At 71.1% G+C, this 13485-nt stretch carries 14 protein-coding genes; 10 read left to right on the plus strand and 4 right to left on the minus strand.

The features are described 5' to 3' along the window. The first annotated feature begins 44 nt into the window (after positions 1-44). Positions 45-1166, plus strand: coding sequence for an amidohydrolase family protein (locus ACFVXJ_RS21460; protein WP_389663748.1), 1122 nt, complete (start codon positions 45-47; stop codon positions 1164-1166). 36 nt (positions 1167-1202) lie between these two features. Here ACFVXJ_RS21460 and ACFVXJ_RS21465 read toward each other — a convergent pair whose 3' ends face one another. The 4 genes from ACFVXJ_RS21465 to ACFVXJ_RS21480 all read right to left on the minus strand — a co-directional run bounded on the left by ACFVXJ_RS21465 (position 1203) and on the right by ACFVXJ_RS21480 (position 5123). Beyond that, the gene (locus ACFVXJ_RS21465) at positions 1203-2192 is read right to left on the minus strand and encodes a heme A synthase (RefSeq protein WP_389663750.1); all 990 of its coding nucleotides are present in this window, start codon (positions 2190-2192) and stop codon (positions 1203-1205) included. 4 nt (positions 2193-2196) lie between these two features. Next, positions 2197-3333: a hypothetical protein gene (locus ACFVXJ_RS21470; protein ID WP_389663751.1), complete on the minus strand. Its 1137-nt coding sequence runs from the start codon at positions 3331-3333 to the stop codon at positions 2197-2199. Positions 3334-3417: 84 nt separating this feature from the next. Then, positions 3418-4200 carry an ABC transporter permease gene (locus ACFVXJ_RS21475; protein ID WP_389663753.1) on the minus strand — a complete coding sequence of 261 codons (783 nt, stop codon included), beginning with the start codon at positions 4198-4200 and terminating at the stop codon, positions 3418-3420. Then, entirely contained in the window at positions 4197-5123 is a 927-nt protein-coding gene (locus tag ACFVXJ_RS21480; protein ID WP_389663755.1) for an ABC transporter ATP-binding protein, read from the minus strand. Before ACFVXJ_RS21480 ends, ACFVXJ_RS21475 begins: the two co-directional genes overlap by 4 nt. A 186-nt stretch (positions 5124-5309) precedes the next feature. Here ACFVXJ_RS21480 and ACFVXJ_RS21485 point away from each other — a divergent pair, with 186 nt between their 5' ends. The 9 genes from ACFVXJ_RS21485 to ACFVXJ_RS21525 all read left to right on the plus strand — a co-directional run bounded on the left by ACFVXJ_RS21485 (position 5310) and on the right by ACFVXJ_RS21525 (position 13485). After that, positions 5310-6086: a helix-turn-helix transcriptional regulator gene (locus ACFVXJ_RS21485; RefSeq protein WP_389663757.1), complete on the plus strand. Its 777-nt coding sequence runs from the start codon at positions 5310-5312 to the stop codon at positions 6084-6086. Continuing rightward, complete coding sequence (gene sufB, locus ACFVXJ_RS21490) at positions 6083-7498, plus strand: Fe-S cluster assembly protein SufB (RefSeq protein ID WP_389663759.1); 1416 nt, start codon at positions 6083-6085, stop codon at positions 7496-7498. The genes ACFVXJ_RS21485 and sufB overlap by 4 nt, the downstream gene beginning before the upstream one ends. 74 nt (positions 7499-7572) lie before the next feature. Next, complete coding sequence (sufD, locus tag ACFVXJ_RS21495) at positions 7573-8751, plus strand: Fe-S cluster assembly protein SufD (RefSeq protein ID WP_389663761.1); 1179 nt, start codon at positions 7573-7575, stop codon at positions 8749-8751. Continuing rightward, complete coding sequence (locus ACFVXJ_RS21500; RefSeq protein ID WP_389663763.1) at positions 8751-9068, plus strand: bifunctional 3-phenylpropionate/cinnamic acid dioxygenase ferredoxin subunit; 318 nt, start codon at positions 8751-8753, stop codon at positions 9066-9068. The genes sufD and ACFVXJ_RS21500 overlap by 1 nt, the downstream gene beginning before the upstream one ends. 7 nt (positions 9069-9075) lie before the next feature. Then, the gene (gene sufC / locus ACFVXJ_RS21505) at positions 9076-9843 is read left to right on the plus strand and encodes a Fe-S cluster assembly ATPase SufC (protein ID WP_266630406.1); all 768 of its coding nucleotides are present in this window, start codon (positions 9076-9078) and stop codon (positions 9841-9843) included. After that, a complete protein-coding gene (locus ACFVXJ_RS21510; RefSeq protein WP_389663764.1) occupies positions 9840-11096 on the plus strand; it encodes a cysteine desulfurase in 1257 nt (418 codons plus the stop codon). The genes sufC and ACFVXJ_RS21510 overlap by 4 nt, the downstream gene beginning before the upstream one ends. A 37-nt stretch (positions 11097-11133) precedes the next feature. Continuing rightward, positions 11134-11595, plus strand: a complete 462-nt coding sequence (gene sufU, locus ACFVXJ_RS21515) for a Fe-S cluster assembly sulfur transfer protein SufU (protein ID WP_361313835.1) — start codon at positions 11134-11136, stop codon at positions 11593-11595. Next, positions 11592-11936, plus strand: a complete 345-nt coding sequence (locus ACFVXJ_RS21520) for a metal-sulfur cluster assembly factor (protein WP_030388904.1) — start codon at positions 11592-11594, stop codon at positions 11934-11936. The genes sufU and ACFVXJ_RS21520 overlap by 4 nt, the downstream gene beginning before the upstream one ends. 184 nt (positions 11937-12120) lie before the next feature. After that, the gene (locus tag ACFVXJ_RS21525; RefSeq protein ID WP_389663766.1) at positions 12121-13485 is read left to right on the plus strand and encodes a hypothetical protein; all 1365 of its coding nucleotides are present in this window, start codon (positions 12121-12123) and stop codon (positions 13483-13485) included.

Below are 13485 nucleotides of genomic sequence, written 5' to 3' on the forward strand. Positions count from 1 at the left end.
GACGTGTGGAAGCCGCTTCCTCACGTCCGCAACGGGATGCCCGGATGATCGAAACGCCGCCCCTGGTGGACCAGCACTGCCAGGGAGTGCTCCGCACGGAGCTGGGCCTCGGCACCTTCGAGGCCCAGCTGATCCGCTCGGCCGGACCGCCCGCCGCGGGCACCACCTTCTTCGACACACAGACCGGCTTCGCCGTGCGCCGCTGGTGCCCGCCGCTGCTCGGGCTCGAACCCCACTGCCCGCCCGCCCGCTACCTCGCCCGGCGACGCGAGCTCGGTGTCGCCGAAGCCGGGCGGCGGCTGCTGCGGGGCGCCGGGGTCGGGGTCTACCTCGTCGACACCGGGGTGCCCGGCGACCTCACCCCGCCCAAGGAGCTGGCCCGCGCGGGTGACGCCGAGGCGTTCGAGGTCGTCCGGCTGGAGCCGCTGGCCGAGCAGGTCGCCGACACCTCCGGGACCGTCGCCGCCTTCCTCGCCAACCTCGCGGAGGCCGTCCACCACGCCGCCGCCGGGGCCGTCGCCTTCACCTGCGGGGCCGACGCCCGGTATCCCGCCGCCCTGGCCCAGTCCCCGGAGCCGCCCGGCCCGGGAGAGGTGCGCGCGGCCGCCGGGCGGTGGTTGGCCGGCCGGACCAAGGGCGGCGCCGTACGCGACCCCGTCCTCCTGCGGCACCTGCTGTGGAGCGCCGTGGCGACCAGGCTGCCGATCCAGCTCCACACCGGCGCCGGGGAGCCGGGGCAGCGGCCCGAGCACGCCGACCCCGCGTTGCTGACCGGCTTCGTACGGGCCACAGCCGGGCTGGGCGCCCCGCTGGTGCTGCTCGGCGGCTACCCGCACCACCGCGCCGCCGCCCGGCTGGCCGAGGCGTTCGCGCACGTGCACGCCGACCTGGGACCGTTCCTGGCGCGGGCCGGCCCGGGAGCCGCCTCCGTGCTCGCGGAGCTGCTGGAGCTCGCGCCGTTCGGGAAGCTGCTGTTCTCCAGCGGGGGCCGGCAGGTGCCCGAGCTGCACGCGGTGGGCGCCCTGGCGTTCCGCGACGCGCTGGGCCGGGTGCTGCGCGGGTGGGTCGGCGACGGGGCCTGGTCCTGGCGGGACGCGGACCGGGTGGCGGCGATGATCGCGGCGGGCAACGCCCGCCGCGTCTACCGGCTGGACGAGCGGGCCTGACCCCGGCTCGCGCGGGCTCGGGCAGGCCCGCGCGGCTCAGACGGAGGAGAGCCGGCTGTCGCCCTGGGCCGGGATGCCCGCCCGCTCCGGCGACCGCTCGCGCAGGCTCAGCACCACGCGCAGGACCGAGATCCACACCAGGCACGAGCCGAGCATGTGCACCGCCACCAGCACCTCGGGCACGTGGGTGAAGTACTGCACGTAACCGACGGCGCCCTGGGCCAGCAGCACGACCAGCAGGTCACGGGCGCGCGCCCGGGTGTCGACGGGGGCGTCGGCCACGCGCAGCACCAGCCACATGGCCAGCGCCAGCGCGCACACGACCCAGGCGGAGACGGCGTGGACGTGCGCGGTGGTCGCCCAGTCGAACGGCATCCGCTTGATCTCGCTGCTGTCACCCGCGTGCGGGCCGGAACCGGTGACGACCGTGCCCGCCGCGATCAGGACCAAGGTGGCCGCGACCAGCGCCCAGGAGAGCCTGCGCACCGGCGCGGGCACCCGGGGCCGGGGGGCGGAGTCGCCCTCGCCGGTGCGCTGCCAGGTGACCGTGGTGACCGTGAGCAGGGAGGTGGCGAGCAGGAAGTGCCCGGCCACGCTGTACGGGTTCAGGCCGGTCAGCACCGTGATGCCGCCGAGAACGGCGTTGCCCATCACGAGGGCGAACTGGAGCCAGCCGAGCCCGGTGAGCGAGCGGCGCCACGGCTTGGCGGAGCGGGCGGCCAGGATGCACCAGCCGACGGCCGCGCAGAGCACGTACGTCAGCATGCGGTTGCCGAACTCGATCGCCCCGTGGAACCCCTGTTCCTGGGTGACGATCAGGCTGTCGCCGGTGCACTTGGGCCAGGTGTCGCAGCCGAGACCCGATCCGGTCAGCCGCACCGCGCCACCGGTGACCACGATGGCCACGCTCATGAGGAGCGCGGCGAACGCGGCCCGGCGGACGATCCGGGGTGACGGGGTCCAGCGGCGGGCGAGGAAGGCGAGGGGGTTCAACACGGCCCCTATCGTAGGCCGCGCCTTGTGCAAAGTTTCACGAGGGGGTGCCCAGAGGTGCGTCCGGGCCGATGACCAGGCGGAACTTGGCGGCGGCCGGGTCGCCCTCCTCGTGCCACCACACCCGCACGCGCCAGAAGCCCTCCTCGCCCGGGTACCGCGCGGAGGCCCGGAACCCGCGGATCAACTCGGTCGCGACCTCCTCGGCCGTACGGTCGCGGACCTCGGACGCGCCGTGCCAGGGCTGCCCCGGGACGGTCCACAGTCCGTCCGCGCCGCGCACCTCGACGCGCCACACCGCCGTCCAGGGCGTCACCTCCAGCATCGTGGCGACCTGCTCGGCTCCCAGGCCCAAGCGCGCCGCGATCTCGGGTTCCGGGGCGCCCTGGACGCGGGCGGCCACCACGGCCAGGGGCAACAGCCGATCGGGCAGCCGCCCGCCGGCGCGCAGGCGGGCGAGGGAGTCGAAGGTCAGGTGGCGCAGCCGCAGCTCCACCTGGCGGCCGATGTGGTCGAGCGCGGCCTCGGCCTCCTCCGCCTCCTCCGGGCCCGGCGCGGAGCGCAGGATGCGACGGAAGCCGGCCTCCGCGTCCACCGCCCAGGCCACCGCGTCCTCGGTGGAGCCCAGCTCGGCGAGCCGGTCCCCGAGGAACACCTCGGCCTGCGCGAGCCCGCGCCGGTTGACCGGATCGTCGCGGTCGAGGGCCGCCCAGACCTCGACGGCGGCCCGGGTCACGTCCCGGGCGCGCTCACCGGCCGCCCGTTCCATGGGGCTCGGGCCGGTCTCCCCGGCCGAGCCGAGCGGATAGCGGGGCAGTCGGTCCGCGTCGCTCAGCGGCCAGGCCAGCCAGACGCCCTGGTTGATGAGGGCCCGGGCGTACCAGCGGGCGTACTCGGGATCGTGCCCGGCCGCGTCCCCGGCGTGCCGCAGCGCCTCCTCGACGGCGGACAGGGCCCCCGCGCGGTCCCCGGCGGCGAACCGGCGGGCCGCGAGGTCACCCAGGCGCAGGCCGAGACGCGCCGCACACTCGGCATCGGTGCGGGCGGGCTCGCGCAGGGCGCCGATCAGCTCGGCGAGCAGCCGGTCGTCCTCGCCGGGCTCGGCCTGCGCGGCCCCCGAGCGGATCCTCGCCCACTGCCGGTCCAGCCGCAGAACGGCTTCGCGCTGTCCCATGCCCCGCTCCCGGTGTCCTGGAGTGCGTCGCCGATGTGCGGCGGCGCCCATCCTCGCGCCCGGACAACGAACGGGGGAAGGGATTCACTCCCAGCGGAAGAAGCGGGCGGCGGCGCCCAGGCCCAGCACCGCCCAGCAGGCCAGCACGGCCGCGTCGCCCCACGGCATCGCCGCCCCGTGCCGGAGTACCTCGCGCAGCCCGTCGGACAGCGCCGAGATGGGCAGCAGTTCCAGTACGGAGCGCACCGCGCCCGGGAACTTCTCCAGCGGCACGATGACCCCGCCGCCGACCAGCAGCAGCAGGAACACCAGGTTCGCGCCGGCCAGGGTCACCTCGGCCTTCAGCGTGCCCGCCATCAGCAGCCCGAGCCCGGAGAAGGCGGCGGTGCCCAGCAGGAGCAGCGCGGCGACGGCGAGCGGGTTCCCGTGCGGCGACCAGCCCAGCGCCAGGGCGATCACCGTGAGCAGGGCGACCTGGAGCACCTCGGTGACCAGGACCGACAGGGTCTTGGCGGCCATCAGCGCCCAGCGCGGCAACGGGGAGGCGCCGAGCCGCTTGAGCACCCCGTAGCGACGGTCGAAGCCGGTGGCGATGGCCTGGCCGGTGAAGGCGGTGGACATCACGGCGAGGGCGAGGACGCCGGGCGCGAGGAAGTCGACCGACTTGCCGGTTCCGCCGCCGGTGACGGGCACATCGACGATGTCCACGGTCGAGAACAGCACCAGCAGCAGGGCCGGGATGATCACGGTCAGCAGCAGTTGCTCGCCGTTGCGCAGCAGCATCCGCGTCTCCAGCAGGGCCTGCGCCCTGATCATCCGGGAGACGGGGGCGGCCGCGGGGCGGGGGGTGAACGTACCGGCGCTCATGCGCGCAGCTCCTTGCCCGTGAGTTCCAGGAAGACGTCTTCGAGGGTGTGCCGCTCCACCGTGAGGCTGTCCGGCATCACCCCGTTCTGCGCGCACCAGGAGGCCACGGTCGCCAGCAACTGCGGGTCGACCTCTCCGGTGACCCGGTAGACGCCCGCGCCGAGCTCGGCCGCCTGGGTGCCGTCGGGCAGCGCCTTGAGCAGCGAGGCCAGGTCGAGGGAGGGACGGCCGGTGAAGCGCAGGGTGTTCTCGGCGCCGCCGCGGCACAGCAGCTCGGGGCTGCCGTGGGCGATGACCTTGCCCGCGTCCACGATGGCGACCTCGTCGGCGAGCTGTTCGGCCTCGTCCATGTGGTGGGTGGTGAGCACGACGCCGACGCCGTCGGCGCGCAGTTCCCGTACCAGGTCCCAGGTCGCGCGGCGGGCCTGCGGGTCGAGGCCGGCGGTCGGCTCGTCCAGGAAGACCAGCTCGGGGCGGCCCACGACGGCCATGGCCAGGGCCAGGCGCTGTTGCTGGCCGCCGGAGAGCCGGCGGTAGGGGGTGCGTCCGCAGCCGCCGAGGCCGAGGCGTTCCACCAGGCCGGCGACATCGAGCGGGTCGGCGTAGAGGCTCGCCATGTGGCGCAGCATCTCCACGGCCCGGGCGCCGGAGTACACGCCGCCGGACTGGAGCATCACGCCGACCCGCGGGCGCAGGGCCGGGGCCTGGGCGATCGGGTCGAGGCCGAGGACGCGCACGGCGCCGGCGTCGGGGCGCAGGTAGCCCTCGCAGATCTCGACGGTGGTGGTCTTGCCCGCGCCGTTGGGGCCGAGGACGGCGGTGACCGAGGCCTTGCGGACGGTGAGGTCGAGGCCGTCCACCGCGGTTTTCGGGCCGTACCGCTTCACCAGTCCGCGGATCTCCACGGCGGGGTCGTTACTCATGCGGGTGAGTCTACGGAGGGCCGGACGGCCCCCCGGGCCGTGGGGTGAAGGGGGCCGGAACTCGCTCTCACGTGCGGCTTTCGGTGATCTTTTAAGTAAATAAGGTAACCCTTAGTGATGGAGGACACCAGGAGTGGCGTCCGTCACGGCTTGTCTGGCCTCGACTAATTACGCAACAATGGCGTTGTGAAATACGGCGGACGGATGATCGAGACCCCTCAGGGGGAGCTCGCAACCGGGGAGCGGTCAACCCGCGACCGGGTCGCTCGCTCCATCCTGGACCACGGTCCGTCCACCGTCGCCGACCTCGCGCAGCGCCTCGGCCTCACCCAGGCCGCCGTGCGCCGTCACCTCGACGCACTCGTCGCGGACGACGTGGTCGCACCCCGCGCGCAGCGCGTCTACGGGGCGCGCACCCGGGGGCGGCCCGCCAAGGTCTTCGCACTCACCGACTGCGGTCGGGACGCCTTCGACCAGTCCTACGACTCGCTCGCCGTGGACGCCATGCGCTGGATCGCGCAGGCCGCCGGCGGGGGCGAGCAGGGCGAAGCGGCCGTCGCCGCCTTCGCCCGGGCGCGCATGGCCGCACAGGCGGAGACCTACCGGGAATCCGTCGCGTCGGCCGCCCCCGAGGCCCGCACCGAGGCCCTGGCCAAGGCGTTGACCGCGGACGGGTACGCTGCTACGGCGAAGAGCGCTCCCGGTCCGCACAGCGGTGAACAGCTCTGCCAGCACCACTGCCCGGTGGCCCACGTAGCCGAGCAGTTCCCGCAGCTCTGCGAGGCGGAGACCGAGGTCTTCTCCCGCCTGCTCGGGACACATGTGCAGCGACTCGCCACCATCGCCCACGGCGACGGGGTGTGCACGACGTTCATTCCGCGAAGCGGAAGCGCCGGCGCCACGGGCGCCGCACAGACCGACACATCAGTATCTGCAAGCACGGCCGGGAGGAACCCCGCATGACCACGGAGACTGCTCACCCTGAGCTCGATGGCCTGGGCACCTACGAATACGGCTGGGCCGACTCCGACGCGGCCGGTGCCGCTGCCAAGCGGGGTCTGTCCGAAGAGGTCGTCCGCGACATCTCCGGCAAGAAGTCCGAGCCGGAGTGGATGCTGAACCTCCGCCTCAAGGGCCTCAAGCTGTTCGCCAAGAAGCCCATGCCGAACTGGGGCTCCGACCTCTCCGGCATCGACTTCGACAACATCAAGTACTTCGTGCGCTCCACCGAGAAGCAGGCCGCTTCCTGGGAGGACCTGCCGCAGGACATCAAGAACACCTACGACAAGCTCGGCATCCCCGAGGCGGAGAAGCAGCGCCTCGTCGCCGGTGTCGCGGCCCAGTACGAGTCCGAGGTCGTCTACCACCAGATCCGCGAGGACCTGGAGGAGCAGGGCGTGATCTTCCTCGACACGGACACCGCGCTCAAGGAGCACCCGGAGCTCTTCCAGGAGTACTTCGGCACGGTCATCCCGGTCGGCGACAACAAGTTCGCGTCGCTGAACACCGCCGTGTGGTCGGGCGGCTCGTTCATCTACGTCCCCAAGGGCGTCAAGGTCGACATCCCGCTCCAGGCCTACTTCCGTATCAACACGGAGAACATGGGCCAGTTCGAGCGGACGCTGATCATCGTGGACGAGGACGCCTACGTCCACTACGTCGAGGGTTGCACCGCCCCGATCTACTCCTCGGACTCGCTGCACAGCGCCGTGGTCGAGATCATCGTCAAGAAGGGCGGCCGCTGCCGCTACACGACCATCCAGAACTGGTCGAACAACGTCTACAACCTGGTCACCAAGCGTGCCGTGGCGTACGAGGGCGCGACCATGGAGTGGATCGACGGCAACATCGGCTCCAAGGTCACCATGAAGTACCCGGCCGTCTACCTGATGGGCGAGCACGCCAAGGGCGAGACCCTGTCCATCGCCTTCGCGGGCGAGGGCCAGCACCAGGACGCCGGCTCCAAGATGGTCCACATGGCGCCGCACACCTCCTCCAACATCGTCTCCAAGTCGGTGGCGCGGGGCGGCGGCCGCACCTCCTACCGCGGCCTGGTCGAGATCGGCGAGGGCGCGCACGGCTCCAAGTCCAACGTGCTGTGCGACGCGCTGCTGGTCGACACGATCTCCCGGTCGGACACGTACCCGTACGTCGACGTCCGCGAGGACGACGTCTCCATGGGCCACGAGGCCACCGTCTCCAAGGTCTCCGACGACCAGCTCTTCTACCTGATGAGCCGCGGCCTGACGGAGTTCGAGGCCATGGCCATGATCGTGCGCGGCTTCGTCGAGCCCATCGCGCGTGAGCTGCCCATGGAGTACGCGCTGGAGCTGAACCGGCTGATCGAACTGCAGATGGAGGGATCGGTCGGTTAGTCCGACCACCCCGCATCAGCGGCAATTCTTCGACGCAGGCAGCGCTTTACAAGAGAGTGAGCAACACGACAGCCATGGCTGAGGCTCAGAACATCCCGGCGGGCTCGACCACCGCCGGCGCGATCGCGGTGGCCGCAGAGTCCACCGTCGCCACCCGGATGAGTGCACCCCCGTCCTTCGACGTGGCGGACTTCCCCGTCCCCCACGGCCGCGAGGAGGAGTGGCGCTTCACTCCGCTGGCGCGCCTGCGTGGTCTCCACGACGGCACCGCGGTCGCCAACGGCACCATGAAGGCCCAGATCGACGCCCCCGACGTCGTCACGATCGAGTCGGTCGAGCGCGATGACGCCCGCATCGGCAGGGCCGGCGCCCCCGTGGACCGGGTCGCCGCCCAGGCGTTCTCCTCCTTCGCCAAGGCCACGGTCGTCACCGTGCCCAAGGAGACCGTCCTGGACGAGCCCGTGCGCGTCTCGCTGCACGGAGAGGGCGGCACCACCTTCGGTCACACCGTCTTCGACGTGCAGGCCTTCGCCGAGGCCGTCATCGTCATCGACCACACCGGTGACGGCGTGCGCGCCGCCAACGTCGAGTTCGTCGTCGGCGACGGCGCCAAGCTCACCGTCGTGTCGGTCCAGGACTGGGACGACACCGCCGTGCACTGCTCCCAGCACAACACGCTGGTCGGCCGCGACGCGAGCTTCAAGTCGATCGTCGTCACCTTCGGCGGCGACGTCGTGCGCCTGCACCCGCGGATCAGCTACGCGGGCCCCGGCGGCGAGGCCGAGCTGCTCGGCCTGTACTTCACGGACGCCGGCCAGCACCAGGAGCACCGCCTCCTGGTCACGCACGACGCCCCGCACTGCAAGTCCCACGTGGTCTACAAGGGCGCGCTCCAGGGCCAGGACGCCCACGCCGTCTGGATCGGTGACGTGCTCATCGAGAAGACCGCCGAGGGCACCGACACGTACGAGATGAACCGCAACCTCGTCCTCACGGACGGCGCCCGGGTCGACTCCGTGCCGAACCTGGAGATCGAGACCGGCGAGATCGTCGGCGCCGGCCACGCCTCCGCGACCGGCCGCTTCGACGACGAGCAGCTCTTCTACCTCCAGGCCCGCGGCATCCCGGCCGACGAGGCGCGGCGCCTGGTCGTGCGCGGCTTCTTCGCCGAGCTCGTCCAGCACATCGGTGTCCCCGACATCGAGGAGCGCCTGCTCGCCAAGATCGAGGCCGAGCTCCAGGGTTCCGTCTGATGAATTTCGTCAAGGCATGCGCGCTGAGCGAGCTGGAGGAGAGCACCCCCAAGCGGGTGGAGCTCGACGGCACGCCGGTGTCCATCGTCCGCGCCGAGGGGGAGGTGTTCGCGATCAACGACATCTGCTCGCACGCGAACGTCTCCCTCTCGGAGGGCGAGGTCGAGGACTGCATGATCGAGTGCTGGTTGCACGGCTCGGCCTTCGACCTGCGCACCGGCAAGCCGTCCGGCCTCCCCGCCACGCGCCCCGTCCCCGTATACCCCGTAAAGATCGAAGGGGACGACGTGCTCGTCTCCCTCACCCAGGAGTCCTGAGGTATCCATGGCAACGCTTGAAATCCACGACCTGCACGTCTCCGTCGAGGCCGAGAATGGTGCCCGCGAGATCCTCAAGGGCGTCGACCTCACCGTCAAGCAGGGTGAGACGCACGCCATCATGGGTCCCAACGGCTCCGGCAAGTCCACGCTCGCGTACTCGCTGGCCGGTCACCCGAAGTACACCATCACCGGTGGCACCGTGACCCTCGACGGCGAAGACGTCCTGGAGATGTCCGTCGACGAGCGCGCCCGCGCCGGCGTCTTCCTCGCCATGCAGTACCCGGTCGAGGTCCCCGGCGTCTCGGTCTCCAACTTCCTGCGCACCTCCGCCACCGCCATCCGCGGCGAGGCGCCGAAGCTGCGCACCTGGGTGAAGGAGGTCAAGTCCGCCATGGAGCAGCTCCAGATGGACCCGGCCTTCGCCGAGCGCAACGTCAACGAGGGCTTCTCCGGCGGTGAGAAGAAGCGCCACGAGATCCTCCAGCTGGAGCTCCTCAAGCCGAAGATCGCGATCCTCGACGAGACGGACTCCGGCCTCGACGTCGACGCCCTGCGCCAGGTCTCCGAGGGCGTCAACCGCGTCCGCGCGACCGGCGAGGTCGGCACGCTGCTGATCACGCACTACACGCGGATCCTCCGCTACATCAAGCCCGACTTCGTCCACGTCTTCTCGGAAGGCCGCATCGTCGAGTCCGGCGGCGCCGAGCTCGCCGACAAGCTGGAGGCGGAAGGCTACGAGGCGTACAGCACGAAGGGTGGCGCGACCGCGTGACACAGCTGCCTGGCCTCCTCGACATCGAGGCGATCCGCAAGGACTTCCCCCTGCTGGATCGTGTGGTCCACGACGGGAAGAAGATCGTTTACCTGGACAACGCGGCGACCTCGCAGAAGCCGCGCCAGGTGCTCGACGCGCTGAACGAGTATTACGAGCAGCACAACGCCAACGTCCACCGCGGCGTTCACGTGCTCGCCGAGGAGGCCACGGCGCTGTACGAGGGCGCCCGCGACAAGGTCGCCGCCTTCATCAACGCGCCGAGCCGCGATGAGGTGATCTTCACCAAGAACGCCTCGGAGTCGCTCAACCTGGTCGCGAACATGCTCGGTTGGGCGGACGAGCCCTACCGGGTCGACCGCGAGACCGAGATCGCCATCACGGAGATGGAGCACCACTCCAACATCGTCCCGTGGCAGCTGCTGTCGCAGCGCACCGGCGCGAAGTTGAAGTGGTTCGGCCTCACCGACGACGGCCGGCTCGACCTGTCCAACATCGAAGAGGTCATCACGGAGAAGACGAAGATCGTCTCCTTCACGCTGGTCTCCAACATCATGGGCACCGTCAACCCGGTCGAGGCGATCGTCCGGCGCGCCCAGGACGTCGGCGCCCTCGTGCTGATCGACGCCTCGCAGGCCGCGCCGCACATGCCGCTCGACGTACAGGCGCTCGGCGCCGACTTCGTGGCCTTCACCGGCCACAAGATGTGCGGCCCGACCGGCATCGGCGTCCTGTGGGGCCGCCAGGAGCTCCTGGAGGACCTGCCGCCGTTCCTCGGCGGCGGCGAGATGATCGAGACCGTGTCGATGCACGCCTCGACCTACGCTCCCGCGCCGCACAAGTTCGAGGCGGGTACGCCCCCGATCGCCCAGGCCGTCGGCCTCGGCGCGGCCGTGGACTACCTGACCGCGATCGGCATGGACAAGATCGCCGCCCATGAGCACGCGATCACCGAATACGCGGTCAAGCGCCTCGCCGAGGTGCCGGACCTGCGGATCATCGGCCCGACCACGGCCGAGGACCGCGGCGCCGCGATCTCCTTCGTCCTCGGGGACATCCACCCGCACGACGTCGGGCAGGTGCTGGACGAGCAGGGCATCGCGGTCCGCGTGGGACACCACTGCGCGCGCCCGGTTTGCCTGCGGTACGGAATTCCCGCGACGACACGAGCGTCTTTCTACCTGTACTCCTCTCCGGCCGAGGTCGACGCGCTGATCGACGGGCTTGAGCACGTACGGAACTTCTTCGGATGACGACGAGTCGGACGACGACGAGGCGGACGAGAGCGCTGTGAAGCTGGATTCGATGTACCAGGAACTGATCCTGGACCACTACAAGCACCCGCACGGGCGTGGCCTGCGCGACGGCGATGCCGAGGTGCACCACGTCAACCCCACCTGTGGCGACGAGATCACGCTGCGTGTGAAGTACGACGGGGAGACGCTCACCGACGTCTCCTACGAGGGCCAGGGCTGCTCCATCAGCCAGGCCAGCGCGTCCGTACTGAACGAGCTGCTCGTCGGCAAGGAGCTGGCCGAGGCGCGGAAGATCCAGGCCGTGTTCCTGGAGATGATGCAGTCCAAGGGCAAGATCGAGCCCGACGAGGCCATGGAGGAGGTGCTGGAGGACGCGGTCGCGTTCGTCGGCGTCTCCAAGTATCCGGCGCGGGTGAAGTGTGCTCTGCTGAGCTGGATGGCGTGGAAGGACGCGACCGCCCAGGCACTGGGCGACGCCGAGAGGAAGACGGCATGACCGAGAACGCGACGCCCGAGGCGTCGATCAAGCCGGCCACCGAGGAAGAGGTCCGCGAGGCCCTCTACGACGTGGTCGACCCCGAGCTGGGCATCGACGTCGTCAACCTGGGCCTGATCTACGGCATCCACATCGACGACGCGAACATCGCCACCCTCGACATGACGCTGACGTCGGCGGCCTGCCCGCTGACGGACGTCATCGAGGACCAGGCGAAGTCGGCGACGGACGGCATCGTCAACGAACTCCGCATCAACTGGGTCTGGATGCCCCCGTGGGGCCCGGACAAGATCACGGACGACGGCCGTGAGCAGTTGCGCGCGCTCGGCTTCAACGTCTGAGTTCCCGCGTTCGCGAGAGGGCCCCCGGCACGGTCGTGCCGGGGGCCCTCCGTGTTTTCGCCGGTTCCGCCGCCCTGCGTGTTCTTTCCGTGGTCGATCCGCGTGCACCGGGAGTTGGCCACGCCGGCCGAATCTTCTCGACGGACGTCACGAGGTGGCGAACGCACACGAGAGGACCCTTCGGATGAAGAAGCAGCTGGGCACCGCCGCCATCGCGGCGTTGGTCGTCGCCGGGGCGGCCCTGCCCGCGCACGCGGTCACGTACGGTACGCCGACCATCACCCTGTCCTCGTCCTACCTGTCCGGCGCCGTCGGCGGAGTAGGTGACCAGACGGTCGCCGTCACCATCGGGCAGAGCGGCGCCGACGTGTCCGCGCTGACCGTCAGCGCCTCCGCGTCCGGCAAGAGCTCCGTCGCCGGGGCGGGCGACGTCACGGTCACCGGGTCCGGCGCGGTCCGGCGGCTCGCCGTCACCGCACGGGGCCGCGGCTACACCGACCTGACCGTCAAGGTGACCGGACTCGGCGGCAAGACCGCCACCAAGACCCTGTCCTACGCGGCCTCCGCCGCGGTGGGCGACCCCGCCGACGCCCGCTACTTCAGCGGCGCCTCGGACTCCTCGGCCGCCGTGGACGTCGGCGGCGGCTACACCGTCGTCGCCGACGACGAGAACAACGTGCTGCGCCTGTACGATCGCGCCCGCTCCGCCGCGCCCGTGCGGACCTGGGACTTCAGTTCCCAGCTCGGTGTCACCAAGGAGGTGGACATCGAGGGGGCGACCCGGATCGGCGACACCGTCTACTGGACCGGCTCGCTCGGCAACAACAAGGACGGCGAGTACAAGGCGCCCCGGAACACCGTGTTCACCACCACCGTCAGCGGCTCCGGCCCGGGCACGCAACTGGCCTACGGACGCTCGTACAAGCAGCTCCGTGACGACCTGGTGGCCTGGGACAAGGGGAACGGGAACCGGTACGGCTTCGCCGCCGGGACCGCGGCCGGCGAGGCGCCCAAGCAGATCGACGGGTTCAACGTCGAGGGGCTGGAGTTCGCGCCCGGCTCCACGACCACCGCCTACCTGGGGTTCCGGGCGCCGCTGGCGCCGGCCGTCCCGGGCGGCAAGGCGCTGCTCGTGCCGGTGACCAACTTCGACAAGGTGCTGTCGAGCGGCTCCAAGGCCGTCTTCGGGCCGGGCATCGAGCTGGACCTCGGCGGTCTCTCCGTCCGCGACATCCGCAAGAACGCGGCGGACCAGTACCTGATCCTCGCCGGTTCCTGGGCCGCCGACGACAACTCCGACCCGTACGCCCTCTACCAGTGGGACGGCATCGCCGGCCACGCCCCGGTCAAGCGGGCCGACCTGCCGACGACCGACCCCGGCGGCTGGGAGGCCATCGTGGACGTGCCCGACCTGACCGTCCCGGGCGCCAGGGTGCAGCTGATCACCGACAGCGGCTCGGCGGACCTGTACGGCGACGGGGTCGAGGCCAAGGACCTCACGCACCCGGAGTGGAAGAAGACGCGCGCGGCCTGGTTCACGCTGAACTGA

The sequence above is a fragment of the Streptomyces sp. NPDC058279 genome, from assembly GCF_042881255.1.
In the GTDB taxonomy this organism is placed as follows: Bacteria; Actinomycetota; Actinomycetes; order Streptomycetales; family Streptomycetaceae; genus Streptomyces.

What these genes read in the sequence shown, in the direction of transcription:
- ACFVXJ_RS21460 (WP_389663748.1), top strand. Translation starts at nt 45, where the DNA reads ATGATCGAAACGCCGCCCCTGGTGGACCAGCACTGCCAGGGAGTGCTC.
- ACFVXJ_RS21470 (WP_389663751.1), bottom strand. Translation starts at nt 3,333, where the DNA reads ATGGGACAGCGCGAAGCCGTTCTGCGGCTGGACCGGCAGTGGGCGAGG.
- ACFVXJ_RS21475 (WP_389663753.1), bottom strand. Translation starts at nt 4,200, where the DNA reads ATGAGCGCCGGTACGTTCACCCCCCGCCCCGCGGCCGCCCCCGTCTCC.
- ACFVXJ_RS21480 (WP_389663755.1), bottom strand. Translation starts at nt 5,123, where the DNA reads ATGAGTAACGACCCCGCCGTGGAGATCCGCGGACTGGTGAAGCGGTAC.
- sufB (WP_389663759.1), top strand. Translation starts at nt 6,083, where the DNA reads ATGACCACGGAGACTGCTCACCCTGAGCTCGATGGCCTGGGCACCTAC.
- sufD (WP_389663761.1), top strand. Translation starts at nt 7,573, where the DNA reads ATGGCTGAGGCTCAGAACATCCCGGCGGGCTCGACCACCGCCGGCGCG.
- ACFVXJ_RS21500 (WP_389663763.1), top strand. Translation starts at nt 8,751, where the DNA reads ATGAATTTCGTCAAGGCATGCGCGCTGAGCGAGCTGGAGGAGAGCACC.
- sufC (WP_266630406.1), top strand. Translation starts at nt 9,076, where the DNA reads ATGGCAACGCTTGAAATCCACGACCTGCACGTCTCCGTCGAGGCCGAG.
- ACFVXJ_RS21520 (WP_030388904.1), top strand. Translation starts at nt 11,592, where the DNA reads ATGACCGAGAACGCGACGCCCGAGGCGTCGATCAAGCCGGCCACCGAG.
- ACFVXJ_RS21525 (WP_389663766.1), top strand. Translation starts at nt 12,121, where the DNA reads ATGAAGAAGCAGCTGGGCACCGCCGCCATCGCGGCGTTGGTCGTCGCC.